Annotated in this window: 26 protein-coding genes and 2 tRNA genes; 10 read left to right on the top strand and 18 right to left on the bottom strand. The window is 52.1% G+C overall.

Annotation, left to right across the window (positions count from 1 at the left end; all coding sequences use genetic code 11):
- Positions 1-110 precede the first annotated feature (110 nt).
- Positions 111-596 (top strand): GAF domain-containing protein, encoded by a 486-nt coding sequence (locus ACT3TR_RS15605; RefSeq protein WP_096279719.1) that lies wholly within the window; start codon positions 111-113, stop codon positions 594-596.
- 52 nt (positions 597-648) lie between these two features.
- On the opposite strand, the gene ACT3TR_RS15600 is transcribed toward ACT3TR_RS15605, so the two are convergent.
- Together ACT3TR_RS15600 and ACT3TR_RS15595 are read right to left on the bottom strand one after the other, a co-directional pair.
- Positions 649-725, bottom strand: a tRNA-Val gene (locus ACT3TR_RS15600).
- Positions 726-746: 21 nt separating this feature from the next.
- Positions 747-823: transfer RNA gene (locus ACT3TR_RS15595), tRNA-Val, on the bottom strand.
- A 209-nt stretch (positions 824-1,032) separates the two neighbouring features.
- Between ACT3TR_RS15595 and ACT3TR_RS15590 the strand changes: the two genes are divergently transcribed.
- On the top strand, positions 1,033-2,103 hold the full coding sequence (locus tag ACT3TR_RS15590; RefSeq protein WP_441684296.1) for an endonuclease/exonuclease/phosphatase family protein: 1,071 nt from the start codon (positions 1,033-1,035) through the stop codon (positions 2,101-2,103).
- A 25-nt stretch (positions 2,104-2,128) separates the two neighbouring features.
- Here the strand turns inward: ACT3TR_RS15590 and ACT3TR_RS15585 are convergent, their stop codons facing one another.
- Positions 2,129-3,505, bottom strand: coding sequence for a class II fumarate hydratase (locus ACT3TR_RS15585; RefSeq protein ID WP_096279715.1), 1,377 nt, complete (start codon positions 3,503-3,505; stop codon positions 2,129-2,131).
- Between the two features lie 321 nt (positions 3,506-3,826).
- Here ACT3TR_RS15585 and ACT3TR_RS15580 point away from each other — a divergent pair, with 321 nt between their 5' ends.
- Positions 3,827-4,201 (top strand): phasin family protein, encoded by a 375-nt coding sequence (locus ACT3TR_RS15580; RefSeq protein WP_096279713.1) that lies wholly within the window; start codon positions 3,827-3,829, stop codon positions 4,199-4,201.
- A gap of 119 nt (positions 4,202-4,320) precedes the next feature.
- On the opposite strand, the gene hda is transcribed toward ACT3TR_RS15580, so the two are convergent.
- Together hda and ACT3TR_RS15570 are read right to left on the bottom strand one after the other, a co-directional pair.
- Positions 4,321-5,028, bottom strand: coding sequence for a DnaA regulatory inactivator Hda (gene hda, locus ACT3TR_RS15575; RefSeq protein WP_096279711.1), 708 nt, complete (start codon positions 5,026-5,028; stop codon positions 4,321-4,323).
- On the bottom strand, positions 5,025-6,155 hold the full coding sequence (locus tag ACT3TR_RS15570; RefSeq protein ID WP_096279709.1) for an AI-2E family transporter: 1,131 nt from the start codon (positions 6,153-6,155) through the stop codon (positions 5,025-5,027). The genes hda and ACT3TR_RS15570 overlap by 4 nt, the downstream gene beginning before the upstream one ends.
- A 208-nt stretch (positions 6,156-6,363) precedes the next feature.
- Between ACT3TR_RS15570 and purM the strand changes: the two genes are divergently transcribed.
- The gene (purM, locus tag ACT3TR_RS15565; RefSeq protein ID WP_441684298.1) at positions 6,364-7,431 is read left to right on the top strand and encodes a phosphoribosylformylglycinamidine cyclo-ligase; all 1,068 of its coding nucleotides are present in this window, start codon (positions 6,364-6,366) and stop codon (positions 7,429-7,431) included.
- The gene (purN, locus tag ACT3TR_RS15560) at positions 7,428-8,183 is read left to right on the top strand and encodes a phosphoribosylglycinamide formyltransferase (RefSeq protein ID WP_096279705.1); all 756 of its coding nucleotides are present in this window, start codon (positions 7,428-7,430) and stop codon (positions 8,181-8,183) included. Before purM ends, purN begins: the two co-directional genes overlap by 4 nt.
- A gap of 98 nt (positions 8,184-8,281) precedes the next feature.
- Here the strand turns inward: purN and dcd are convergent, their stop codons facing one another.
- The 4 genes from dcd to cobA form a co-directional block, all read right to left on the bottom strand.
- Positions 8,282-8,848, bottom strand: coding sequence for a dCTP deaminase (gene dcd, locus ACT3TR_RS15555; protein WP_096279703.1), 567 nt, complete (start codon positions 8,846-8,848; stop codon positions 8,282-8,284).
- An 11-nt stretch (positions 8,849-8,859) separates the two neighbouring features.
- Entirely contained in the window at positions 8,860-9,660 is an 801-nt protein-coding gene (apbC, locus tag ACT3TR_RS15550; RefSeq protein ID WP_096279701.1) for an iron-sulfur cluster carrier protein ApbC, read from the bottom strand.
- A gap of 188 nt (positions 9,661-9,848) precedes the next feature.
- Positions 9,849-10,904 (bottom strand): kinesin, encoded by a 1,056-nt coding sequence (locus ACT3TR_RS15545; RefSeq protein WP_444625592.1) that lies wholly within the window; start codon positions 10,902-10,904, stop codon positions 9,849-9,851.
- A 205-nt stretch (positions 10,905-11,109) separates the two neighbouring features.
- Positions 11,110-11,925, bottom strand: coding sequence for a uroporphyrinogen-III C-methyltransferase (cobA, locus tag ACT3TR_RS15540; protein ID WP_444625593.1), 816 nt, complete (start codon positions 11,923-11,925; stop codon positions 11,110-11,112).
- 127 nt (positions 11,926-12,052) lie between these two features.
- On the opposite strand from cobA, the gene ACT3TR_RS15535 reads away from it, so the two are divergent.
- The 4 genes from ACT3TR_RS15535 (at position 12,053) to ACT3TR_RS15520 (ending at position 15,477) form a co-directional block, all read left to right on the top strand.
- Entirely contained in the window at positions 12,053-12,175 is a 123-nt protein-coding gene (locus ACT3TR_RS15535) for a diguanylate cyclase domain-containing protein (RefSeq protein WP_407647811.1), read from the top strand.
- Between the two features lie 73 nt (positions 12,176-12,248).
- Positions 12,249-12,587 (top strand): 4a-hydroxytetrahydrobiopterin dehydratase, encoded by a 339-nt coding sequence (locus ACT3TR_RS15530; RefSeq protein ID WP_096279697.1) that lies wholly within the window; start codon positions 12,249-12,251, stop codon positions 12,585-12,587.
- Positions 12,588-13,778: an amino acid aminotransferase gene (locus ACT3TR_RS15525; RefSeq protein WP_444625594.1), complete on the top strand. Its 1,191-nt coding sequence runs from the start codon at positions 12,588-12,590 to the stop codon at positions 13,776-13,778. It begins immediately after the preceding gene.
- Between the two features lie 214 nt (positions 13,779-13,992).
- On the top strand, positions 13,993-15,477 hold the full coding sequence (locus ACT3TR_RS15520) for a uracil permease (RefSeq protein WP_096279693.1): 1,485 nt from the start codon (positions 13,993-13,995) through the stop codon (positions 15,475-15,477).
- On the opposite strand, the gene ACT3TR_RS15515 is transcribed toward ACT3TR_RS15520, so the two are convergent.
- From ACT3TR_RS15515 to ACT3TR_RS15505, 3 genes are all read right to left on the bottom strand, one after another.
- Positions 15,474-16,808, bottom strand: a complete 1,335-nt coding sequence (locus ACT3TR_RS15515) for an MATE family efflux transporter (protein ID WP_444625719.1) — start codon at positions 16,806-16,808, stop codon at positions 15,474-15,476. The two genes, ACT3TR_RS15520 and ACT3TR_RS15515, sit on opposite strands and share 4 nt — an antisense overlap.
- A gap of 148 nt (positions 16,809-16,956) precedes the next feature.
- Positions 16,957-17,541 carry a YceI family protein gene (locus ACT3TR_RS15510; RefSeq protein WP_096282348.1) on the bottom strand — a complete coding sequence of 195 codons (585 nt, stop codon included), beginning with the start codon at positions 17,539-17,541 and terminating at the stop codon, positions 16,957-16,959.
- A gap of 159 nt (positions 17,542-17,700) precedes the next feature.
- Entirely contained in the window at positions 17,701-18,270 is a 570-nt protein-coding gene (locus ACT3TR_RS15505) for a cytochrome b (protein WP_096279691.1), read from the bottom strand.
- A gap of 378 nt (positions 18,271-18,648) precedes the next feature.
- Between ACT3TR_RS15505 and ACT3TR_RS15500 the strand changes: the two genes are divergently transcribed.
- Positions 18,649-18,927, top strand: coding sequence for a hypothetical protein (locus ACT3TR_RS15500; protein WP_096279689.1), 279 nt, complete (start codon positions 18,649-18,651; stop codon positions 18,925-18,927).
- 139 nt (positions 18,928-19,066) lie between these two features.
- On the opposite strand, the gene ACT3TR_RS15495 is transcribed toward ACT3TR_RS15500, so the two are convergent.
- The 6 genes from ACT3TR_RS15495 to accD form a co-directional block, all read right to left on the bottom strand.
- Positions 19,067-20,272, bottom strand: coding sequence for an O-succinylhomoserine sulfhydrylase (locus ACT3TR_RS15495; protein ID WP_444625595.1), 1,206 nt, complete (start codon positions 20,270-20,272; stop codon positions 19,067-19,069).
- Positions 20,273-20,284: 12 nt separating this feature from the next.
- A complete protein-coding gene (gene purF, locus ACT3TR_RS15490) occupies positions 20,285-21,805 on the bottom strand; it encodes an amidophosphoribosyltransferase (RefSeq protein WP_096279685.1) in 1,521 nt (506 codons plus the stop codon).
- A 143-nt stretch (positions 21,806-21,948) separates the two neighbouring features.
- The gene (locus ACT3TR_RS15485) at positions 21,949-22,497 is read right to left on the bottom strand and encodes a CvpA family protein (protein WP_096279683.1); all 549 of its coding nucleotides are present in this window, start codon (positions 22,495-22,497) and stop codon (positions 21,949-21,951) included.
- Between the two features lie 2 nt (positions 22,498-22,499).
- Positions 22,500-23,174 carry an SPOR domain-containing protein gene (locus tag ACT3TR_RS15480; RefSeq protein WP_441684303.1) on the bottom strand — a complete coding sequence of 225 codons (675 nt, stop codon included), beginning with the start codon at positions 23,172-23,174 and terminating at the stop codon, positions 22,500-22,502.
- Positions 23,161-24,540: a bifunctional tetrahydrofolate synthase/dihydrofolate synthase gene (gene folC, locus ACT3TR_RS15475; protein WP_444625596.1), complete on the bottom strand. Its 1,380-nt coding sequence runs from the start codon at positions 24,538-24,540 to the stop codon at positions 23,161-23,163. The genes ACT3TR_RS15480 and folC overlap by 14 nt, the downstream gene beginning before the upstream one ends.
- Positions 24,533-25,531, bottom strand: a complete 999-nt coding sequence (gene accD / locus ACT3TR_RS15470) for an acetyl-CoA carboxylase, carboxyltransferase subunit beta (RefSeq protein WP_096279677.1) — start codon at positions 25,529-25,531, stop codon at positions 24,533-24,535. Before accD ends, folC begins: the two co-directional genes overlap by 8 nt.
- Positions 25,532-25,588 lie beyond the last annotated feature (57 nt).

Here is a 25,588-nt window from a genome sequence, read left to right as displayed (position 1 = left end):
CCAGGACTGTTTCCTTCGCAGTAAAAAGATATGCTAAGCCGGCCCTGCGCCGGCTTTGTGCGCTTTGAAAAAAACACCGGTCTTATCCGGTTTCTAAACAAGGAAGCCACATGCAAACCACAGTCGATTTCTCGATGCTTAACCGCCAGCTGGAAGCGCTGCTGGACACACGGGACTGGCTAACCAACAGCGCACAGACAGGCGCGTTTATCGCTCAACAGCTTAGCGATTTAAACTGGGTAGGTTTTTACCTTCAGCGTCAATCTGACGTACTCAGCCTGGGGCCCTTCCAAGGCCATCCTGCATGCCATCCGATCCCCTTCAGCAAAGGTGTCTGCGGTGCCGCTGCGCGCCAGCAAACCACTCAGCGAATCGACGACGTACATGCAGTTGAAGATCATATTGCCTGCGATGCCAACTCACGCTCCGAGCTCGTGGTTCCTATCGTTGTCAATGGCCACCTCTGGGGCGTACTAGATTTAGATAGCCCACGGCACGGGCGCTTCACGCAGCAAGATCAAGCTGGCATTGAAGCGCTTGTTGCCATCTTTATTCAGCAAACTGATTTACCCAATTTCACCGCCGAAGCTAACTAGCACACATACAAAAACACCTCATGCGTTATTGCACGAGGTGTTTTGAGATAATTGGTAGGACCAGGCGGATTTGAACCGCCGACCTCCACGATGTCAACGTGGCGCTCTAACCAACTGAGCTATGGTCCTAAAATTGATGCTTGTAAAATTTGGTAGGACCAGGCGGATTTGAACCGCCGACCTCCACGATGTCAACGTGGCGCTCTAACCAACTGAGCTATGGTCCTACTGGCACTGCTCGCAGACACAATCGTGCCAAGCAACGGATGCGAATTGTACGTCCTTACCACTGAATTGCAAGCTTTTTCCCTGCTCTGCTTCGCTTCTTTGCACGACTCACTCGATAACAAATTATCGTCTAACCCGTGCACTTATATTATTACATCGCAGGCTAAGTATTTTAGTATGATGGCCATTATCTATAGGGAGGTAAGCCATGCTCGGTATTTTGCTAGGAAGCATCGCCATCGCGCTGTTATTAGCCACGCTCATTGCGCGCATCGAATTGCACTGGTGGTGGATTCGCAGTTTTGAATTTCCACGCTTACAGATTGCATGCGTAGCGCTCGCGGACTTTATACTGGCGGCTAACTTTGTTGATTCAGGACGCTGGCAGTGGATTGCACTAGGCGCATCAGGCATTACCTTTTTGGTTCAGGCCTATTACATCTTGCCATGGACACCGCTTTGGCCTGTGCAGGTTCAAGCGGCAGAAAGTCCAGATAAAGGCCGCACCATTACGCTGCTAATCGCTAACGTTTTAACGCCAAATCGGCAGGCCCAATCGCTTATCGACATGATAAACAAGCATCAGCCTGACATCGTACTGACGCTTGAGTCTGATCAGTGGTGGGAAGACCAGTTAGACCCCGCATTGAAAGAAAACTGGCCCAATAGCGTTAAAATCCCGCTCGACAATCTTTACGGCATGCACCTCTACTCGCATTTGGAGCTAACCAATACTTCCATAGAGTGGCTGATCCAAGACGATATTCCGTCTATTCATACTACCGTCACGTTAGAAAACGGCGATAAGCTTTGCCTCTACGCACTGCACCCACGCCCGCCTGCGCCCAGCGAGAGTGAGAAATCTTTGTGGCGCGACGCGGAGCTGTTACTCGTCGGCAAGAAGATTTATGACAACCCACAGCCGACGCTAGTAGCTGGCGATCTTAATGACGTAGCGTGGTCACGGACAACACGGCTCTTTTGTCGCGTTGGCGGCATGCTCGACCCACGCCGAGGCCGCGGGTTATTCAGCACCTTCCACGCTAAATATCCAATGTTACGCTGGCCTCTGGACCATATTTTCGTGACCGAGCACTTCACCTTGGTAGGCATGCAGCGCCTAAGCTACTTCGGCTCAGATCACTACCCTATCCTCGCGACCTTTTGCTATCGCCCCTCGCGCAAAGACGAGCATGAAACGCCCGAAGCCAGCGCAGAGGAACAGGAAGAGGCCAGCGAAACGATTCAAGAAGGCAAAACCGAACATCAAGAAACCTAATTGCTGACGCCCCCCAAAGGCCGGGTTACTCGGGAATACCGCCTTGCGTCAATACGGCCGGATCTAACAGGCGCTCAAGCGTTTCCCTATCCAGGTCTGTATTCTCCTCAGCAACATCAATGATCGGCCTACCCGCCTGGTAGGCCTTTTTGGCAATAGCGGCCGCTGCGTTATAGCCAATCACACCATTTAACGCCGTTACCAGAATAGGGTTGCGTGCCAGGGGCGCTTTCAGATTCTCTTCACGCACCTTAAAGGTCGCAATTGCGCGATCAGCGAGCAGTCGAGAAGTATTGCTCATCAAGTTAATTGAAGTGAGCAAATTGGAAGCCACTAGCGGCAGCATGACATTCAATTGGAAGTTACCGCTTTGTCCCGCAACGGTAATCGCCGCGTCTAAGCCAATAACCTGTGCAGCGGCCTGAGCGGCTGACTCGGGAATCACAGGGTTTACTTTACCCGGCATGATTGAGCTGCCGGGCTGCAGCGCCTCAAGCTCAATTTCACCCAGCCCAGCCAGCGGTCCTGAATTCATCCAGCGCAGATCATTGGCAATTTTCATAATCACACAGGCCAGACCTTTTAACTGCCCTGACAGCTCTACCGCCGCATCTTGTGACGAGAGACTGGCAAAAAAACTATCGTTAGGAGCAAACATTAACCCCGTCTGTTCACTGAGTTCCTGAGCAACCTGCTCAGCGAATCCATCAGGGGCATTGATGCCAGTGCCCACCGCAGTGCCACCCTGCGCTAAACGGCAAAGCCTTTGCATTGCGCTATCAAACCGCTCGATGGCTTGATTGAGCTGGCTTGACCAAGCGCCTAGCTCTTGATCCATGCGTAGCGGCATAGCATCCATTAAATGGGTGCGGCCCGTTTTAACGATATGGCTTAGCTCACTAGCACGGCGGTCAATCGTGTCACGCAAATGTACCAGCGCGGGCCGGAGAGTTTCATGCACACCAATGGCGGCCGAGAGATGAATAGCGGTTGGAATCACATCGTTGCTCGACTGCCCCATATTGACGTGATCATTGGGAGTGACGTCGACACCCTCTCGGGACGCCAGGTTGGCCAACACCTCATTGACGTTCATGTTAGAGGAGGTACCTGAGCCGGTTTGAAACACATCAATGGGAAAATGCTGATCATGAATACCGGTTAGCACTTCACGCGCAGCTTTCTGGATCGCTTCTCCCCGCTCATTATCAAGCTCCCCCGATGCTTGATTGACACGTGCTGCGGCTAATTTGATGCGAACAACCGCATGAATAAAGGCCGGGGGCATGGGCGTGTGAGAAACCGGAAAGTTATTAATTGCTCGCTGCGTTTGCGCACCGTAAAGGGCATCTGCGGGCACTTCCAACTCACCCATGCTATCGCGTTCAATACGTGTTGCCATTGCTGGTCCTCCTATGAATATGACGACTCCTCCTGGTCTGAGCGCAAAGCCGTGATATCGTTCGCCAAGGGTTGCCAAACGCTTATCAAATAAAGCCTGCTTCAAAAAAAGACGTCTTCAATAAAGTCTTAACGAACTGCTCAGCACATGCGTTTAAAGCCAATGTTGCACCGCACAAAAGTCTTTGCTATGCTGCATGGCAAGATAACGCGTATAGATGCCAGTACGTAAGCAGTACCCACCTCTGGATGGCTGTTTCTGGCAATCTATTTTAGCAGTGCTGTCTCTGGCCGTGCTGTTGCAACCCTAGAGGGAATGGATATGAATACTGTTAATACGAATGAAATGACCCAGCAGTTTGACAATATGTTTATGGCGCCTGCACGTGCTTTTATGACATTAAGCGTTGATTACGCTGAAAAAATGATCAATGCTCAGATGGATGCCAGCAAAGCCTATACAGACACAGGCATCGCGCAGATGCGTCAGATGATGAACGTAAAAGACGCGGAAGGCCTGCGTAGCTATATGGAAAGCCAGCAAAACGTTGCTAAAGAATTGGCCGAGCGCGCTAAGGGCGATGCAGATAAAGTAGTGTCATTGCAGCAGGATTTTATTCAGAAAAGCCAAAAATTGACTGAAGACAATGTCAAGCAAGCGCAAACCGCCGCTAGCAAAATGAGCAAAACCGCTTAACGCTTTACCCATATTATAAGCGGGTGAACCAGCTCGTTAAAACGCCACCGCAGGCCCTGCCTACGGTGGCGTTTTAGTGGTTGTCGAATCATTTTTTACCCCTATTGATAAACCAGTCCTTACCAACCCAGGGCAGACTTTACAAACGGTATCGTCAGTTTACGCTGAGCCGTCAGCGACGCCTTATCAAGCGTTTCAACCGCACGACAAAGCTCACCTAGCTCACGCGGGCCTCGATGTAGAATATAGCGACCCACGTCGTCGGGTAGCTGTATGCCTCTCACGCTGGCACGTAGCTTTAGAGCAGCCAAACGCTCACTGTCGTCATCTAGCGGATGAACGTGAAAAGTAACCCCCCAGGTTAACCGCGAAGCGAGATCAGGCAACTGCACATTTAATTGGCGTGGAGAGGCATTAGCAACAATCAATAGCCTTTTACCTGCGTCCCGCAGCCGATTAAAAGCGTGAAACAGGGCCTCTTCCCAGCGCTTGCGCCCGATTACGCACTCCAAATCATCGATAGCCACAAGATCCAGCCGCTCGATATCTTCCAGCATCAGCGGCGGAAAGTGGCCTAAGTCGCCCAGCGGCAAATACAGCGCGCGCTTATCTGCATCTGACGCTGCGTGACAGGCCGCTTGAAGCAGGTGACTGCGCCCTACGCCAGGCGCCCCCCACAGGTATAGAAACTGCTCACCCTCTACCGTTAGCTGCTGGGTGACATGCTCTACTAGCGAAGCGTTCGCACGCCCCGCATAGTAGTTATTAAACGTGGCATCATCACGTAAACCAATGCCCAGAGGAAGCTGTGCCGGTGTTCGGCTCATGGTGACTCCCGTTTATCATCACGACTCAACTCATCATGATATGACGAACTTACCTCGATAATTTTTGGCTGATCGTCGGTATTTTTATCGTCGTACAGCTCGCTGTGCTGATAGCGTACTTTGACTTCTTTAAGCAGCACCAAAATCACCGCAGCCACCGGTAGTGCCAACAATACCCCGGTTAAACCAAACAGCTTTCCACCCGCCAACACGGCAAAGATAACCGCTACCGGATGTAGGCCAATTTTATCGCCCAACAGCTTAGGTTGAAGTACCACGCTCTCAGCCATTTGACCAATGCTGAAGACTAAAATTACGCCCACCACAGCCCACCACGTGGCGTATTGAAAGAGCGCCACCACAAGCGCGATCACCAAGCCGACAATAAAACCCAAGAACGGTACGATGCTCACCAGCCCGGATACGAAGCCGATCAGCAGCCCGAAGTTAAGCCCCATCAGCGTCAAACCTACTGCATAAATAATCCCTAAGCAGAGCATGACCAGCAGCTGTCCGCGTAAAAATGAGGAAAGTACATCATCGCAGCGGCGCGCTAAGCGAAAGGTATCATCAGCCCACTGACGGGGGATTAAATTAGCAATATTGTCGAGCAACCGATTCCAGTCTAAAAGTAGATAAAAAGTCACCACGGGAATCAATGCAACGTAAGTCACCCAGGACGCAAACGCCATCCCCGAACGACCAATCTGGCCCAGTGCCTGCGCTAAATAACCACCCGCATCGCGCCAGTTCTCAGCGAGCGTTTCACGGGCATTGGTTAACTCTGCGGTCAAGTCATAACCTGTCCACTCCTGCACCTGGGGAGCCAGTATGTTTTCGACCCAGTTGAAAATACTCGGAATAGCTTCTCCCAACTGCTTAAGTTGCTGAACAACCAGCGGTATCAATATCAGTAAACTCACCACTAGAATGATGAGCAGGACTAAAAACACACTACTCACCGCCAGGGGCCGATTCATACCCCAGCGCTGGAAGCGATTAGCCAGCGGGTCGGCCAAATAAGCGAGAATCATCCCAGCAATAAAAGGCATCAGCACTGAATCTAGCAAATATATAGAACCGCCTATCACTACCAAAAACAGGACACCCCACCAAGAATTGCGCATGCTTCCCTCTCAAATATGGATTTAAATCGATCATTTTCACTAAGCGTTACTATGCCGTATATCAGCAAAACCTGCTCGTAAGCTTTTCAACATGTTTCACAGCGGTGCGGCCTGCGCCACTGAGTGTTACAATCCGCTTCAGTTATCGTCCAGCACTGGCCATGTCGCCAGCACTACCAGCACCGCTATTTGCTTCACAGGATCTGTCATGACCGAGACCTCTTCTTCTTCGGCTACTCCTTCCCTCAGCTACAAGGACGCAGGCGTCGATATTGATGCCGGTAACGCCCTGGTTGACCGCATTAAACACGTTGCCAAGCGCACTACTCGCCCAGAAGTAATGGGTGGACTTGGCGGCTTTGGCGCCCTGTGCGAAATACCGGCAGGCTACCGGCAGCCCGTTCTTGTCTCAGGCACCGATGGAGTCGGTACCAAGCTGCGCCTAGCCATGGATCTTGGCAAACACGACACCATTGGGATTGATTTAGTCGCGATGTGTGTCAACGACTTGATCGTCGCCGGCGCCGAGCCACTGCTATTTCTTGACTACTATGCCACGGGTAAGCTCGATGTGGATATTGCTGCTGACGTTGTCACCGGAATTGGCGCTGGCTGCGAACTGGCGGGTTGCGCGTTAGTCGGTGGCGAAACCGCCGAAATGCCGGGGATGTATGAGGGTAGCGACTATGATTTAGCAGGCTTTTGCGTCGGCGTCGTTGAAAAAGCAGACATTTTGGATGGCAGCAAAGTCTCTGAAAACGACGTTGTGTTGGGCCTTGCGTCATCAGGTCCGCACTCCAACGGCTACTCGCTGATCCGCAAAATTCTTGATGTTAGCAACGCCTCGCTCGACACCGACATTGACGGTACGACCCTAGGCGATGCGCTAATGGCGCCTACCCGCATCTATGTTAAATCACTGCTGTCTTTAATGCGCGAAAGTGATATCGCCGTGCACGCGCTATCGCACATCACCGGTGGCGGGCTGCTGGAAAATATTCCCCGCGTTCTGCCTGATGACCTGGCTGCCCACATTGATATTAATAGCTGGACACGCCCCGCCGTGTTTGATTGGTTACAGGCACACGGCAATGTCAACGAAACCGAAATGCATCGCGTCCTCAACTGCGGCATTGGCATGGTGGTGGTGGTCTCACAGCAACAAGCGGATGAGGCAGTCGCTTACTTAGAAACGCAGGGCGAAACCGTGTACCGCCTGGGCAAGATCGTTAAACGCCAAGAGGAAGCCGTCATTCTGGAGAGCCTCTCGGCATGACCAATACGGACTACCAAAGCGACACCATTAAAGACGTAACGCCAGAACCTGTCGGTGCTCGACGTATCGTTGTACTGGTTTCTGGCAATGGCAGCAATCTGCAGGCGCTGATTGATGCTCAGTCACATGACCGCTTAGGCGGTGGTGAAATCGTTGCGGTCATATCCAATATCGCTGATGCCTACGGCTTAAAGCGAGCCCATGAAGCAGGTATTGAAGCGGTCGCGCTGCCCCATCGCGAATATGACAGCCGCGAAGCCTATGATGGCGCATTGATTAAAGTCATTGAACGCCACGAGCCGGATCTCATCATTCTGGCAGGCTTTATGCGTATTTTAACGCCTCGCTTTGTGCAACGTTTCCTGGGACGTATGCTCAACATCCACCCGTCGCTGCTGCCCAACTACCCGGGGCTTAATACCCACGCGCGGGCTCTGGCCGACAGCGTGGAAAGCCACGGCTGCAGTGTCCACTTTGTGACCGAAGAGCTAGACGGCGGCCCGGTGGTATTACAAGCCGAGCTACAGGTAAGTACTGATGACACGGTAGAAACGCTTCAAGAGAAGGTACGCTCGCGCGAACATCTGCTTTATCCGATTGCGGTACAGTGGTTCTTAGAAGGCAGGCTGCAGTTCAGTGCAGATGGCGCCAAAATGGACGGACAGCTGCTACCCGAATACGGAATGCGCCTCTCCCATGCCGATGCGGCGGAAGAGCTTGATGAGGAGCCTGACGACGAATCGCACCTGTAATAGCGTTCAGCAAACGCGCCAGGACTGAGTTGAAAAAATTGAAACAAAAAACGCCTGACGGAGATTGATATTCCGTCAGGCGTTTTTCATAGCGAGCCTTAAGTGCGCGGCAACGTAACCCCGCGCTGGCCCATGTACTTGCCACCACGATCTTTATACGAAGTAGCGCATACTTCATCTGACTCTAAGAATAGCATCTGCGCAACGCCTTCATGAGCATAGATTTTCGCAGGCAAATTCGTCGTATTAGAGAACTCAAGCGTTACATGGCCTTCCCACTCAGGCTCAAGCGGCGTGACGTTAACAATAATGCCACAGCGCGCGTAGGTAGATTTACCTAAGCAAATAGTGAGTACATTACGCGGAATGCGAAAGTATTCTACCGTACGCGCTAATGCGAATGAGTTTGGCGGAATAACACAAACGTCGCCTTTAATATCGACGAAGCTTTTCGCGTCAAAGGCTTTAGGATCGACAATCGCCGAGTGAATATTAGTAAACACTTTGAATTCATCAGCACAGCGAACGTCGTATCCGTAGCTTGATGTGCCATAGGAAATGACGCGCTGATCGTTCACATAGCGCACCTGTTCAGCCTCGAACGGCTCGATCATTGCATCGCTTTTGGCCATGCGACGAATCCAGTTATCAGATTTGATACTCATCTAGTACGTTATCACTCGCTAAAGGAAATGGTAGGGCCTTCGTTTTGGCTCATGTTTACCGCTTCGGCTACTTTTTTGGCAATCGCTGCAAAGGTTTGGCTCACCGTACCTTCTGGCTCAGATACGACGCTCGGCCTGCCTGAATCCGTTAACTCACGGATAGAAAGCGTTAATGGCAGCCGTCCAAGCACTTGGGTATCGTACTCTTGGGCAATGCTATCACCGCCTCCGGTACCAAAAATAGCTGCTTCATGGCCACAATTTTCACAGTGGTAAAGACTCATGTTCTCAACAACGCCCAACACCGGCACGTTAACTTTGCGGAACATTTCAATCCCTTTACGGGCATCTAATAGAGCAATATCTTGCGGCGTTGTGACGATCACGGCGCCTGCTACCGGCACTTTTTGCGCCAGCGTTAGCTGGATATCACCGGTGCCTGGGGGCATGTCAATCAGCAGAAAATCTAGGTTATCCCATTGGGTTTGCGTCAACATCTGCTGAAAGGCACCCACCACCATCGGTCCACGCCATACCATTGGCTCACGGGTGTTAACCATAAAGGCCATCGACATGGCTTGAATACCATGGGCCTCAAGCGGTAGGAATTTATTATTGGCCGCGGCCTGTGGGCGTACGCCCTCTTTAACACCGAGCATTTGTGCTTGGCTGGGACCATAAATATCAGCATCAAGAACGCCCACGCGATAATTCTGTGCGGCTAACGCCAGCGCCAAATTAACGGTGACGGTAGATTTACCCACGCCGCCTTTGCCTGATGCCACTGCAATAATATGCTTAACCCCATCCATCCAATGGCACTCCTTTCATTGTTAGGCGCTTAATTAAAATAGCCCCTTAGATTAATCGTTGAGTGAATGATACTCCTCAGCGCAACAATCATAAACCAACAAGCAAAAAGCGGACGCCGGTTGCCCGGCATCCGCTCTTATTTTCAGCATCAGCGCTTAGCGATAAAGGGTAAGCGCTTAGTCACGTTTCAGCCAGCATTCTGCTCTGATTCTTGACTGCCGCCGTCGCTATCGTTGGCGCTTTCATCGCTATTGTCAGGCGTATTCTCTTCATCAGAGCTGTCTTGCGAAGTTGCTGCGGCTTCGCTGACTGAGTTTTCTGCATCCGCTAAGCGGCTGTCTAGTGTGGAAAGCTCATCACGCCATTCACCTAGCTGGCTCTCTAAACGCTGCAGCTGACTTTCACGCTCCTCAAGATTACTCTCGACACTCGCCACTTCTTCGCGCCCAGCATCTAGAGCCGTCATCAAATCGTCAAGCTCACCCTGAGCAGTGGAAACGTCCTCATTTAGGCTAGTTTGCTGCTCGGTCGTTTGGCTAATCTGCTCTTCCAGTGCAGACAGCTCTTCTTCCTTAGCACTTAAATCGTCTACCGCTTGCTGACGCTGCTCTTCAGCCTGCTGGCGTGCAGCTTCGGCCTCTTGACGGGCATCCTCAGCGCTCTGGCGAGCTTCCTCAACCTGCTGCAAATTACTTTCTGCTTCGTCACGGGTGTTGGCGATTTCGTCTCGCTCTTCGCGCAGTCCCGTCATATCGTTTTCAGCATTTTCTAACTGCTCATTCAATGCTGAAATCTCTTCTTGCAGCTTATCCCGCTCAGCTTCAAGCTCTTCTAAGCGCGTCTGAACCTCGCTGACGTCACCCTGAGCACTCTGGAGCGCAGCGTTAGCCTCATCCTGCTGTGCCTGCAAGGAATCCCGCTCTTCCTGCAACGTAGCGAGATTCGTTTCGGCTTCATCAATTTCGCTAACGCGCTGTTTCATCTGACTGTTTTCTTGCTCAGCACTTGCTAGTTGCTCTTCAAGGCTATCGACACGATCTTGACGTGTGCTCGCATTAGACTGCGCCATGATTGCCCAAATAACCGCGATTGCCGCGATGCCTGCAATGGCTTTTACTCGATTGTCTTGAAAGAGCGCTTTCATATCCGCTTGTTTGACCGGCTCCGGCTCCGGCTCCGGCTCCGGCTTGTTGGCTGGCGGCAGATTGTCTGAATGGTTATCTGAATGATTGTCTTCTGACATTATGCGTTCCTCTATGATCTACGCTTAGATTGGCAAGCCAAGGTGTGTCCAAACTGAAGAAATGCTTTAGCAACAGTGATTCCCTAGCGGCGGACGATTACCCTTTCAGCATACACAGCTCACTGCATCTAGCCAGTCTGTTAGTAAACTCTTATAGCCATGCGACGGCCGGGCTACCGCTTAGCTTAAAAGCTAATGCTGCTGACTAAGGTGAATGTTTACCTTCATGAAAGCCTGACGCCTGTCCCTCCAGCACGTCAAACCATGCAAGGGTCGTGTGTAATGACACCACGCTGCCGACTATAAGCAGCGTAGGTGGTTTTATGTCGCCCGCCAAGAAAGCATCGGGCAGCGATGAAACGGTTCCCACGTGCGTGCGCTGCTGACGCGTAGTGCCTTGCTCGATAAGCGCAAGCGGCGTTTCTGGTGACAGTCCGTGCTCTATCAGCGCCTGACTAATGACTCTAACGCTGCCTAACCCCATATAGAACACAAGCGTTTGCGCGGGTCGGGCAAGTGCATCCCAGTCAAGCTCGCATTCCCCCTGTTGCAAGTGTCCGGTAACAAACCGAACCGACTGCGCATGGTCCCGATGGGTAAGCGGAATACCCGCATAAGCGGCGCAGCCTGAGGCTGCCGTGACGCCAGGAATGACTTCCACGCTAACCTTGGCGGCCCGCAGCGCTTCTAGCTCCTCGCCTCCTCGGCCAAATATAAATGGGTCACCGCCTTTGAGGCGTACGACGCGCTTCCCTTGATGAGCCCACGCCACCAACGCTTGATTAATCTCATTTTGAGGCACGCTATGCAGCGAACGAGCCTTGCCAACATAGTAGCGCTGCGCTTCGCTAGGTATAAACGCCAGAATTTCATCACTAACTAAGCGGTCATAGAGCACCACTTCGGCCGCTTGCAGGCGTTTATAGGCCTTGAGCGTCAGTAATTCTGGGTCACCAGGGCCGGCTCCGACCAAACTCACCCAGCCATATGGCTGATCACCGTGCTGTCGTCCTGCTTCCAAGAAACCACCTCGAGGAATAAAAATTAGATTCTATATATTAAAAAGTAATTAATTTTATCATTAAATACCGATAACGCCTCGAATAAATTAGTGCGCATGACTTTGCTATGGGGCAGGCCATGTAACGCTGAGCATAGGGGTTGCCGAGTACCGCTGCGGCGAGCCTTTAACGAGCCTCATTGAGCGAGCCGATCAGGCGCTGTATAGCGCAAAAAGCGTAGGCCGCGACTGCGTTCGTCTTCTACGCTGATAGTGACACTAATAGTTCGCTAAATAAGCCGTCTTATCGCTCATCATTTCCTCACAGCAGCAGGAGCTCCATCATGGAAAAGCTCGCCAGCCTAATCTGTGAACCATGCAGTAAGAATGTGCCACCGCTGAGTCCAAAAGAGGCATTCACACGGCTAAAAAGCCTTAGCCAGTGGCAGATTGTCGAGCACGATGGCATCATGAAGCTGTCGCGATGCTTTAAGTTTCGCGATTTTGCTAGCGCCCTGGCATTCACTCAGCGCGTTGGCGATATTGCAGAGCAGGCTGGCCATCATCCCGTTATTATCACGGAGTGGGCCAAAACCACCGTTACATGGTGGACCCACACTATTAAAGGCCTGCAACTAAATGACTTCATTCTTGCCGCCAGAACTGACGAGGTAGCCGATTAAATGTTTGAGCATATTGAGCGAGTCCCAGGAGACGCCATTCTCGGGCTGATCGAAGCTTTCAAAAAAGATACCAATCCACAAAAAGTGGATTTAGGTGTTGGTGTTTACCGCGACACTCAGGGCAATACACCGGTAATGCGTGCCGTGAAGGAAGCAGAAGCTCGCCTGCTCAAGAATGAAACGACGAAAACGTATATTGGCTCTCACGGTGCCCCAAGCTATGGCGAAGTAGTGCTGCCCATGGTATTTGGCGCTGACTCCTCCGTATTAAAAGCCAATCGTGCCAGCGCTACCCAGTCACCCGGTGGTACCGGCGCCCTGCGCCTAGCGGCTGACTTCATCGCATCGCAGCTGCCAGGCAAAGGCATTTGGGTCAGCGACCCCACGTGGCCAAACCACCACGGCATTTTCACCGCCGCGGGTATTGAGCTTCACAAGTATCCCTATGTGGATCCCGATAACCGTCTGGATTTTGACGGTATGCGCGCCGCGCTAAAAAGCATTCCACAGGGCGATGTCGTTGTCCTGCACGCCTGCTGCCATAACCCGACTGGCTTTGATCTTTCCCATGATCAGTGGCAGGAAGTATTAGAGATTGTTCACGAGCGTAAGCTACTACCGCTAATCGATTTTGCTTACCAAGGGTTTGGCGAAGGTTTAGAAGAAGACGCTTACGGCGTTCGCTTGCTGGCTGAAAATCTTGATGAAGTCATTATTACCAGTTCTTGCTCGAAAAACTTCGGCATTTACTGTGAGCGCACCGGCTGCTTGATCATGGTGGCTAAAGATAGCGAGCAGATGGGCAACATCCGCTCACAGGCGGCAATCGTTGCTCGGGAAAACTATTCCAACCCACCGGCTCACGGCGGCTCTATTGTCAGCGAAATTCTACATGACGCAGAGCTTACCGCGATGTGGCGTGAAGAGCTGACCGAAATGCGCGACCGCATCAATACCCTGCGCCGCGATTTTGTTGAAGCACTGAAGCCTTACGGGCTGGACCAGAAATATGCGTGCGTTGCTGAACAGCGCGGCATGTTCTCCTACACTGGCCTAACGCCGGAACAGGTCGATCGCCTACGCGATGAATTTGGCATTTACATGGTGCGTTCAGGCCGTGCCAACGTAGCGGGGTTTTCTAATGAGAACCTGCCCTACCTTGCCAAAGCTATTGCTGCCGTCAACGACTAGCATTACGTTTTGTAATGCGCTAAATGCTCAGGCAATGCCTGGGCATTTTTGTATCTTGGGATGCCATATCGACTTGTGTACAATTACGCGCTTGCCGCCAGAGCCTGGGGCGCCCGTGCGGCGCTCATTGCAACGCAACGCCTGACCGATTAGTCAATTCCTCGGCACACTCAGCGAAGCCTTGTAAACAATCATCACACTTTAGAGGCCTATCATGGCGGCTGCTAGCACCCACTATCCTTGGTATAAAAAAGAAGATACCGACGCGTTCTTCGCGCTGTTTCAAAACAATATTGCCAATTTCGTTATCATCGCCATTACGATGCTAGGCATGGGATTCCCCTCCTCCATTGTTTATGGACAAGTATTGCCTGGCGCCGCAGTCGCCGTGATGGTGGGAAATTTTTACTATGCCTGGAGTGCGACAAGGCTGGCGCATAAAGAAAACCGCGCTGATGTGACGGCGCTGTCTTACGGCATATCAACCCCCGTTATGTTCGTGTTTTTATTCGGTGTTTTACTGCCCGCTAAGCAGCTTACCGGCGATGCTGAAATGGCCTGGAAAGTCGCCGTGGCCGCCTGTTTTATCAGTGGAGGCATCGAAGCCGCCATTAGCATTATCGGCCGCTGGGTGCAGCATCATCTGCCTCGTGCCGCCATGCTTGGAGCCGTTGCGGGTGTCGCACTCACATTCATCGCCGGTGAAATGCTATTTAAGACGCTTGAAATGCCGATCATAGGCCTGCTGGTGTTAGCGATCATCATCGTCGGCCTAGTCGCGCGGGTCAGCATGCCTTTCAAGCTGCCCGCATCCCTGTTTGCGATTATCGTCGGCACGACCATGGCCTATTTAATTGGCGATGCGGACACAGAGCGCTTTAGCGATGCTTTCACTCACCTAGGGTTCTACCCATTATTGCCTAACTTGGCATGGTTTGAAGGGTTGGGGCTGTTGCTAACGAGCATGCTCGCCATACTAACGGTAGTGCTGCCCATCACGCTCTATAACGCTATTGAAACAATGAATAACGTAGAGGCAATGGAAGCGGCCGGCGACAAATATGATGTACGCGAGTGCCAGGCAGTGGACGGTGTAGGCACCATGATTGGAGCACTATTTGGCGGCGTGTTCCCGACCACGGTATACATTGCAACGGTGGGCGCCAAGTGGATGGGCGCAGGGCGAGGCTATAGCCTGCTCAATGGAGCCGTCTATGCGCTTGCAACTATGTTTGGATTAATTGCCGCGCTGGCAGCGATTATTCCCGTTTCGGTGGTCGCGCCTATTTTAGTCTTTGTGGGCATGTCGATGATTGCGACGGCGTTTCAGGCCAACGATACACGCTACTATCCTGCTGTTGCGTTAGCCATGCTGCCCTACTTCGCAAACTATGTGATGACACGCTTCAACCGTGGCGCTGGCGAAGTGGTTAGCGACATTTCCAGCGCCATTGTGGTCATGGGTCAAGGCGCTATGTTTATGGCAATCTTGCTGGGCGCCATGACGGTGTCAGTCATCGATCATCAGTTCAAACGCGCGGCAGTCTTTGCGGCTATTGCAGCAGGCTTTTCGTTTATCGGCTTAATGCATGCGCCTAAACTCACCTTTAACGCCGCACCCGAATTTGTAATGGGCTACTTAGCTATGGCGTTACTATTTTTATATTTTTCGTTTCAAGAGTCAGTTCGAAAACGCTAATTGACGAATCCCGCCTGCCGGTGTGGGCGGGATAAAATACGCGTTAGCACTCGCCAAGCCATTAAACCTGCCAGCAGATTTCCCACTGCCCCACCGGCCGCTAGCCCCCACCAGCCGAAGAGCTGAGACCCCACCCATAGGCAAGGTAGGTAGCAAACAAATAGTCGCGCACTGGACAAAAGCATCGCGCGCAACGGCCAACCCAGGGCATTACCGGCAGATACCACTAACATGCAGACGCCAAGAGCGGCATAGCTAGGCAGTAGTAAGCGGATCAACAGCGTCAGCTCACTTTGTACATCTGGATTGCCTGCTAACGCCATGGCCAGCCAAGGAGCGCCAAGCGCCAGCACCACGCCAAGGCCTAGCTGCCAAAACAGCGCCACTTTGATAGCTAATTTCATCAGTTGATGTATTTGCCCCCAGTCGTTCGCTCCATAGCAGCGCCCTAGCCACGGTGGCAGTGACATTGTCATTGCCAAAATCACCATTAGCGAAAGCGTTTCCAAACGGCTCGCCAGCCCCCAGGCGGCTACTTCGCTTTCACCCAGGCCTGCAACCACAGAGATAGCCAACATGGCCGCTAAGGGTGGCATCAGTTGGCTGACCATGGCCGGAGCGGCGATCCCAGTAAACGGCCGCCATGACTGTTTTGTCTCTAGCCACAATCCTTCTGAGGATGCCCACTGGCGGCGGGCCAGTTTCAAACCTGTGATCGCCAGCCCTACCGAGAAAGCAATCGCGGTAGCCCAAGCAGCGCCTGGCAACCCCCAGCCCTGCCAATCACCTACACCAAAAATAAACAAAGGATCAAGAACCAGGTTGATAAGACTGCTGAGCACCATCATTTTACCCGGTAACCGAGTGTCTCCATGGGCGCGAAATACGCTGTAGCTAAAATACAGCAGCGCACCTAACCATGTAGATAGCAGCTGAGGCCCCCAGTAGACACGGATATAGGATAGCGTCGTTTCATCCGCTCCCAGCAGTTGAAAAATAGGCACATGAAATAGCCACAAAATGATTGCCAATAAGCCAATTACTCCACCGCCGGCCATCAACACTAGGCTGCTTAGGCGCCTGGCACGCTCTTCTTCTCCAGAGCCCAGCGCCCGGGATATAAGCGCGGCAATAGCGATACCCATTCCTACCTGAATACCAATAATCAAAAATGACAGCGGAAAGGTAAACGACTGAGCTGCCAATGGCGCGGTTCCCAAACGAGCAATGAACGCGCTATCAACCAGTTGAAAACCCAATAGCGCCAGCACGCCAATGGCCATAGGCCACGTTTGGCGCCATAGGGTTGTGGCCAACTCTTTTTGATGCATAACGGCTACCAAGCAGTCTCTCCTTACTCTTACTACAGGGGGTAATATATACGAGGGTTAATACATACAGGCGTTAATACATCATTGACTTAACGTAAAACGCCACCGCCCTTTTAAGGGGCGATGGCGCAAGTACTACAGTACTTAATTACTGACGAATGCCTTCGAAAGTCACATAGAGCTCAACTTCATGCATCGCTTCAGGGAAATCGCTCATGTCGATGCCGTAATCGCTCAGCAACAACGTGGTGGTGCCTTCAAAGCCGGCGCGAGAATTGCCCCACGGGTCATCGCCTTCACCCAGTAGCGTCACCGGCATTTCGATTTCTTGAGTTTCACCATGCAGCGTTAGGTCACCCGTTAGCACGCCTTCGTCTTCACCCGTTGACTCAAACCCTGTCGAGGTGAAAGTAGCCGTCGGAAACTCGCTTGCGTTCAGAAAGTCGCCGCTCAAGATATGACGATCACGCTCAGCGTGATTGCTGTTCAAGCTATCAACCTGAACTTCGATTTCAGCAGAGGATGCATCAAGGTCTTCAGAATCGTAAGAAAACTGACCGTCAAATTTTTCAAAACTACCTAAAAGATAAGAAAAACCCAGGTGGCTAATTTTAAACTGCACAAACGCATGCTGACCTTCTGTATCAAGCTGGTAATCAGCAGCCTGCGCTTGGCTCAATGGCACCAGTGCGAGCGCGGCAATAGCAGATGCAAATGCGGTCTTTTTAAACATCATTGATAATTCCTCTCTTTATTGAAAAGTCACTACTTATTGGAAAGTCACTGCGTTGGCTCAAGGCCGTCGCGTGTTTACAAAAAACGTATATTATTTAGAGAACATAGCAACCGGCAGCGCTTTTTTCTGAGTGCCAGCAGCCCAAAATGTATCGAATCAGTTTACGCCGCGAGCGCTGCGCTGGGCGTGAACAGGATTCATCATACGCACCAGAGTCTTATTACGGTCAAACCAGTGGTGTTTTAGCGCGGCAAGCGTATGGCCCGCTGCTAAAAGCATCAGCGTTAGGGCGCTATACCAGTGCACGTCGCCTGCAAGGCTTGCCTGATTGGGAAAATTTTGCAGTAACGCAGGCACTTCAAACCAACCAAAGACGCTGACGCCGCGACCATTGGCGGTAGAAATTAAGTAGCCACTGACCATGACCAATAGCACAGCCGCATATAGCCCGATATGCCCTAAGTGGGCAGCAATCACTTCTAAGCGACGACCTTCTAGCCGGGGTGTGGGCTGGAATAAACGCCACACTAAGCGCCCTAAAGTGGCGAACAAGAGCAAAATACCAATTGAGCGGTGTATCCATGGGCCTTGATTATACCAAGAATCATAATAGCCCAACCCCGTCATCCACCAGCCTAGTGCAAATAAACCAATAATGGCCAAAGCACTTAACCAGTGAAGCAAAATACTAACAATACCCCAGCCGCGCTGCGTGTTACGCCACATTGGTTATTCCTCACTTTATTGACAACTGTCTACTGTGACGACTGGCGCCTACTGAAGGCTAATCATTTATCAGCAGTTAGCATACCCATTAGCGCTAGTGGAATCTGCTGAAAAAACCAGCAAAAACCATTCGTAAAAATCATTGATTAGCTCGCTAGCAATAGCCATCAGTAACACAGTGGCCACATTGACCTGGGTGGACATAAAGCTTAATCGTAAGAACCATGACTCAATTCATTCTAAAATATAGAATGATAAATGCAATTTAAATCAATTTTTATATTTTATTAGCAGGCTTACAATGGCAACATGTTCGAAAACGAACATGGCGAAATCGCCACCATTACATATTAAAGCACGCCAATGAGGTTAACTATCATGAACAAATTTACCGCAGCCGCCGCCATCGCTCTAACGCTTTTCTCTGGTGCCGCACTGGCAGAAAGAGGCTCGGATGAATTCAATGAAGTCGCTCACGCTACTTCCCAGGTTCAGCACCAAACAATTACCGAGCGCAACATGACGCCAAGCGATTTAACTGCCGTGAATGGCGGTGGTGCAAAAAATGCGGTTAGCCACCCAAAATCAACGGCTCAATATCAAGGTAATGGCGGAAAAGACATCGCCCTTACTGAATTGACGTCTAGAAATTCGTAATAGAGATCGCTGTCGGTTCTCATCCAAGCCGATATCCAGTGGCGCTTCGTAAATCATGCCAGTGCCGCTGGAAAACGACTCAACCCCACTTCTGGTGGGGTTGAGTCGTTTCAAAACACTTAGGTAGGTCATCGGTCTTTTAGACTGTTTTGGCCATTAGTGCATCTAAACCGCGAGCTAAATCGCGCTGAATGTCCGCTTGGCTCTCAAGCCCAACCGCAACGCGAATGAGTCCCGGCGTAATTCCAGCTGAGGCTTTTTGAGCATCAGAAAGACGCCCATGTGTGGTCGTAGCTGGATGCGTAATAGTGGTTTTAACATCCCCTAAATTACCCGTAATAGAAAGCATTCGAGTCGCATCAATAACCTGCCAAGCGCCCTCTTGACCACCCTGCACTTCAAAACCTAGCACTGCGCCAAAGCCTTTTTGCTGCTGCTTGGCCAACGCATGCTGTGGATGTTCTTCCAAACCGCTGTAATACACCTTCGTCACCGCCGGGTGGGCGTGTAACCAGCGTGCAAGTATCAAGGCGTTTTCACAATGTGCCTTCATACGCAGTGACAAGGTTTCTAAACCTTTGGTAAAAATCCACGCATTGAAAGGACTCAAGCATGGGCCGCACGTACGCACTACGCCAAACACTTCTTCAAGCAACATATGGCTACCTACCACCGCGCCGCCAATTGCGCGGCCTTGACCATCCAAGTACTTGGTTGCTGAGTGAATGACTAAATCCGCGCCAAGCGCCAGCGGCTGCTGAAGTGCCGGAGTAAGAAAGCAGTTATCAATCGCTAACAGCGCATCATGCTGCTTAGCTAACGCGGCTAGCGCCGAGATATCGGCGATCTCAGAAAGCGGATTAGACGGCGTTTCAGCAAACAATAACCGCGTCTTTGGCGTAATTGCAGCTTCCCAGGCAGAGAGATTGGAAAGCTCTACATAGCGTGTCTTGATACCTAGTTTTCCTAGGTATTTATCGAACAAACTCACCGTGGAACCAAACAGCGACCGAGAAGCAACAATTTCATCACCGGCAGAGAGTAGCGCCAGCGCGGTAGATAGAATCGCTGACATACCGGAGCTTGTCGCCACACAGCGCTCGCCACCTTCAAGTGCCGCTAGACGCCGTTCAAACGTATGCACCGTGGGGTTGGTGAAGCGCGAATAAACGTTACCAGGCTCTTGTCCACCGAATTTACGCGCGGCTTCCGCAGCACTTTCGTAGACAAAGCTGGACGTTGGAAAAATAGGCTCAGAGTGCTCCTGCTCAAAGGTGCGCTGATGACCTGCCCGGATCGCCAGCGTCTCCAATGACCACTCGTCCTGGTGATTATCGTCATGCATAGGGCTTACCTCTTAATCGTCCAGGTCATCGTCCTGATTGTGCATGCCGACCAGAGCATGATCACCCGCGCTCTGGTCTTTCGCGGAATCGTTGCGACTGGCTTCCAACGCCGCCAAATAGGCGTCGTCAATATCACCGGTTACGTAGTTACCGTCAAACACCGAGCAGTCGAAGGCCTCCATTTCAGGATTCACTTCGCGACAGGCCGCTTTTAGATCGTCTAGATTTTGATAGAAAATGCGATCAGCGCCAATCAGCTCACCGACTTCTTCTTCGGTCCGCCCGTGGGCAATGAGCTCAGAAGCGGCAGGCATATCAATCCCGTAAACATTAGGAAAACGTACCGGCGGTGCCGCCGAGGCAAAATAGACCTTACGTGCTCCCGCGTCGCGGGCCATTTGAATAATTTGCTTACAGGTAGTGCCGCGTACGATCGAATCATCGACAAGCAGTACATTCTTGCCGTTAAACTCAACGTCAATGGCATTGAGCTTTTGGCGAACCGACTTTTTACGCTGAACCTGCCCCGGCATAATGAAAGTGCGCCCAATATAGCGGTTTTTCATAAACCCTTCGCGGTAGGTCACTCCTAGGTGCTGCGCCATTTCAAGCGCGGAGGTTCGCGACGTGTCAGGGATAGGAATCACCACGTCGATATCGTGATCCGGCCACTCATTTAAAATACGGTCACCCAGTTTACGCCCCATCTGCATGCGGGTTCCGTAGACATAGGCACCGTCAAGCAGCGAATCTGGGCGCGCTAAATAGACATGTTCAAAGATACACGAGCGAAGCTGCGGGCGATCGGCACATACCTGAGTATGAATATTGCCTTCGATATCGACAAAAATGGCCTCACCAGGCGATAGATCACGTTCAAGTTCAAAACCACCTACATCTAGCGCTACGGATTCAGAGGCGATCATGACCGCTTGGCCGTTCTCTTCTTCACGGGTGCCAAACACAACCGGACGAATCCCGAAGGGATCGCGGAAAGCCACCATCCCAAAGCCGTTAATAATTGCCACCGCCGCGTAGCCACCTTTGCAACGACGATGAACTCTACGCACGGCATCAAAGATGTCTTCCGCTTCCAGATGCAGGCCCTGCTTACCCAGCTCATGGGCAAACACGTTGAGCAGTACTTCGGAATCAGAACTGGTGTTAATGTGGCGAAGATCCGTGGAAAATAGCTCTTGCTTCAACTGCTCTGAGTTGGTCAAGTTACCGTTATGCGCTAGGGCGATACCGTAGGGTGAGTTAACATAAAACGGCTGAGACTCCGCTTCACTCGAGGAGCCAGCAGTTGGGTAACGTACGTGGCCAATGCCCAGGTTACCTTTTAAACGAGCCATATGGCGGGTATGAAATACATCACGTACCAAACCATTACTCTTGCGCAGCAAGAAGCGTCCTTCGTTCCACGTCATCATGCCGGCAGCGTCTTGGCCACGATGCTGAAGTACGGTCAGGGCATCGTAGATTCCCTGATTTACCGCCTGCTTGCCCAGAAGGCCCACTATACCGCACATTCACGTTACCTCGCTTAATGCCATGGCTTCACCTAAGTCACTTACCTAGGCAAGCCCGTACGTTCGAAGAATCGACTTCAGTAACAGGTCAATCACCTGTCGGAATAACTTAACTACTTAGCGCTCGCGACGAGCTTAGACCTTCAAACACCTTCGCGGGGGCGTAGGTCGGGTAAAGAAATATCGCGTAACGACGCTGGCGCTTCAGGCAATTCGCGGTCCCACTGATCTAATTGGCTAACCGCCCAGTCGCGCAGCTGGATAAAGGTCGGGCGCAGCTCAGCCTGTTGCCAGGCCTGCAACTCTGCAAGCGGAGTTAGCGTGATCAGTACCGTCGCGACCAGCAGGATAACCGCCCCGCGAGCCACGCCAAAAGCGGCGCCCGCGACGCGGTTTAACAAGCCCATGCCAACCCATTCAACCGCAGCATGCACCAAGCGAATAACAATGCCGCAAAGCAAAATAACCGCGAAGATCACTAACGCAAAGGCCAGAACCAAGCGCGCGTCAAAGCTTTCAATAAATCCGCTCATTAGCTCGGCAACCGGCTCGGCCAGCACTCTTGCCACCATCAGGGCCACAACCCAAGCGGCCAAGCCTAGCGCTTCACGAACAAATCCTCTTACAAAACCGGCCAGCATCGAAAGCGCTAGCACGGCCAGGAAAACGGCATCAATCCATGTTAATGCCATCGTTAATCTCTTACTCGCACAAGCAGCCCTTGGACATTAGCGCGCTCTTTAATCGATGTCATGGCAGCATCACCATCTTCCGATGTCGCATAAGGCCCCACAAACACGGTCGTCATGTTGTTATCCCGCTCACGCTGATAGACGGTAAAACCTTCGCCGGAAAGCTGCTCACCCAAGCGCCGGGCATTTGCCGCTTCTCCAAAGCTGCCAACTTGCACCGCCCACTGCCCTTGAGGGCTAGCGGATGGGCTGGATGAGCTCTGTGAAGCGGTATTGCTAGTACTATTACTACCACTGCCGGAATTACTGCCGCTGTTATTAGTAGCCATTAAATCAGCGATAGGGTCGTTATCGGACGTAGCCGCATCAGAGCCGCTGGCCGCAGGCCGCTGGGATTGATCGGTCTGTGGCGTGCGAGGACTGACATCAATGGGTATATAGCCGTCACTATTCGCACTGCTAGGCGTTGACGATAATGAAGGCTCGTTAACGGTTGAAGGTCGCTCAGGCGCAGGCACATCGCGACGCTCTACTTCAGTCGGCTTTTCAATCACAAAGCTCGGCTGCGGGCGTTCTTCCCTGGGCGCGGGGTCACTCATTAGCCATGGCACAAAAATCGCCAGCAGCGCGAGTAAAATCACAATTCCGCTGATACGTTCCGTTTTACCGTATTTCATTTTCGTCTCCATCAAGCGACACTGCGCCTGTTGGCAGTGGCCTAGCTAACAAAGCCGCTACAGTAAAGAACGACCCGGTGGCCAAGACACGATCATTGAGCGTTAACACCTTCGCCAACCAATCAGCGCCTGCTTGCGGCGTGTCAGCGCAAAAGTGTACCCGCCCTCCCTGTGCAATTATTCGTTGAGACAACGCTTGGGCTTGGCAGCCACGCTCTCCCGTTAGGGTCACACACACCCAGTCAGTTATACGGGCCGACAATGCCTGTATGACACCGTCGATATCTTTATCATTCAACATGCCAATAAGGCCCCACTGCCGGCCATTGCCCGGCGGAAGCGGCAAGTAGTTAGCGATATATTCCGCAGCGTGAGGGTTATGCCCGACATCCAAGCACCACTGACCCACCCACTGCATGCGCCCTGCTAGAATGACGCTACTCAGCGCCTTTTGCACGCGACCTTGTTCAAGCGTGAGTCCAGTGAGTGCAAGTGCCTGCAGAGCCGTGGCGGCATTATCAATCGGCAGCCCGGGATCAGGCAATCGATCCAGCACGATGCCCGTCTCATCTGCTTGCTGGCCCTGCCAGCGCCACGTTTTAAGCCCACTGGCAAAGGCGTCATGCTGAAAATGTTGGCCTAATCGAAATACGGGAGCTCCCAGCGTGTGCGCGTATTCAGCAACGCTTTCGGGCAATGTTAAGCTACCAAGCACTGCAGGATGCCCGGCACGAAAGATACCTGCCTTTTCACGTCCAATCTGAGCTATGTCTGTACCTAGAAAATTAGCATGATCCTGGGCGATTGTGGTCACAACTGCCACATCCGCATCAATAATATTGATCGCATCAAGCCGGCCACCCAGCCCCACTTCCAGCACGGCGAGATCAAGCTCTGCACGGGCCAAACACCACAACCCACATAGCGTGCCCGCTTCAAAATACGTCAGGCTTATTTCAGGCTCTTGTAAGCGCGCACGTTCAACGTGCTCAAAACCCTCTATCAGCAGCTGATCATCGGCCTCCTGGCCGGCGATTTTGACGCGTTCGTTATAGCGCAGTAAGTGGGGCGAGGTATAAGTACCCACCCGCTGACCGTGAGCACGGGCTACGCTATCGATCATGGCCAGGGTTGACCCCTTGCCATTCGTGCCTGCGACGGTAATAACGCAGGAGGCAATGGGACGAGAAAGCAGCCCCATACGATTAGCTACCTGCGACACCCGCTTCAGGCCCATATCAATGCCGACCGGATGCAGCGTTTCCAGATGCTGAAGCCACTGGTCTAAAGACCACCGTTTTAAAGACAGCTGCTCTAAAGACGGTCGCTCTGAAGCCAATGGCGACACAGCGTCAGAATCAGGCATTGCGCGAATGGTCGTCACTCTTAGCCGTATCGAGCTTAGTCAACGTTGCTTCTGCATCGTCCGCCAAAACAGCTTCCTCAACGATTGGCTCAGAAACATCCGCCTCATCGTCTACATCGAAAGTTACTGGCGCTGCATCGTGATGCGTTAGCTTACGCAAAACGCTGCCCACGCGTGCGCGCATCTCATGACGATGGACAATCATATCTACCGTACCGTGGTCGAGTAAAAACTCGCTGCGCTGGAAACCTTCCGGCAGCGTTTCGCGCACCGTCTGTTCGATAACGCGAGGCCCCGCAAAGCCAATCAGGGCATTGGGTTCAGCAATATTCAAATCACCCAGCATCGCGAGAGACGCCGAAACACCACCAAACACGGGGTCTGTCAGTACCGAGATATACGGCACGCCCGCCTGTTTAAGCCTTTCAAGTGCCGCCGATGTTTTTGCCATCTGCATCAGTGAAAAGAGCGCTTCCTGCATGCGCGCACCACCGGAGGCCGCAAAACATACCAGCGGAATATTCTCGTTAAGCGCTAACGTAGCAGCACGCACAAACTTCTCGCCGACTACCGCCCCCATCGAGCCACCCATAAAGGTAAACTCGAACGCGACGGCAATCACCGGCAGGCCGTCTAACTCACCGCGCATCGCCACCAGGGCATCTTTCTCACCGGTGTCTTTTTGCGCTGCGGTCAGGCGATCCTTGTACTTTTTAGAGTCGCGAAACTTCAGCCGATCATTTGGCTCAAGATCGGCTGCAACCTCTTCGCGCCCGTCTTTATCCAAGAACCAGTCCAAGCGCTTGCGTGCCGTTAAGCGCAAATGGTGATCGCACTTGGGACAAACGCTATTGTGTTTCTCTAACTCAGGGAGATAGAGAACTGCTTCGCACTTGGGACATTTACGCCAGAGGCCGTCGGGCACGCTAGCGCGACGGTCTTTACGCTGGATACGACCCATTGAGGGAACGATCTTGTCTAACCAGCTCATATCAAAAAGGCTTCCGTTTTACGTCAACGCTTGGCAAAACCAAGCTTGATGAGTGTC

The organism is Halomonas sp. AOP12-B1-6 (assembly GCF_052379225.1).
Lineage (GTDB): Bacteria > Pseudomonadota > Gammaproteobacteria > Pseudomonadales > Halomonadaceae > Vreelandella > Vreelandella casei.
This window is presented reverse-complemented; position numbering and strand designations above follow the sequence as displayed.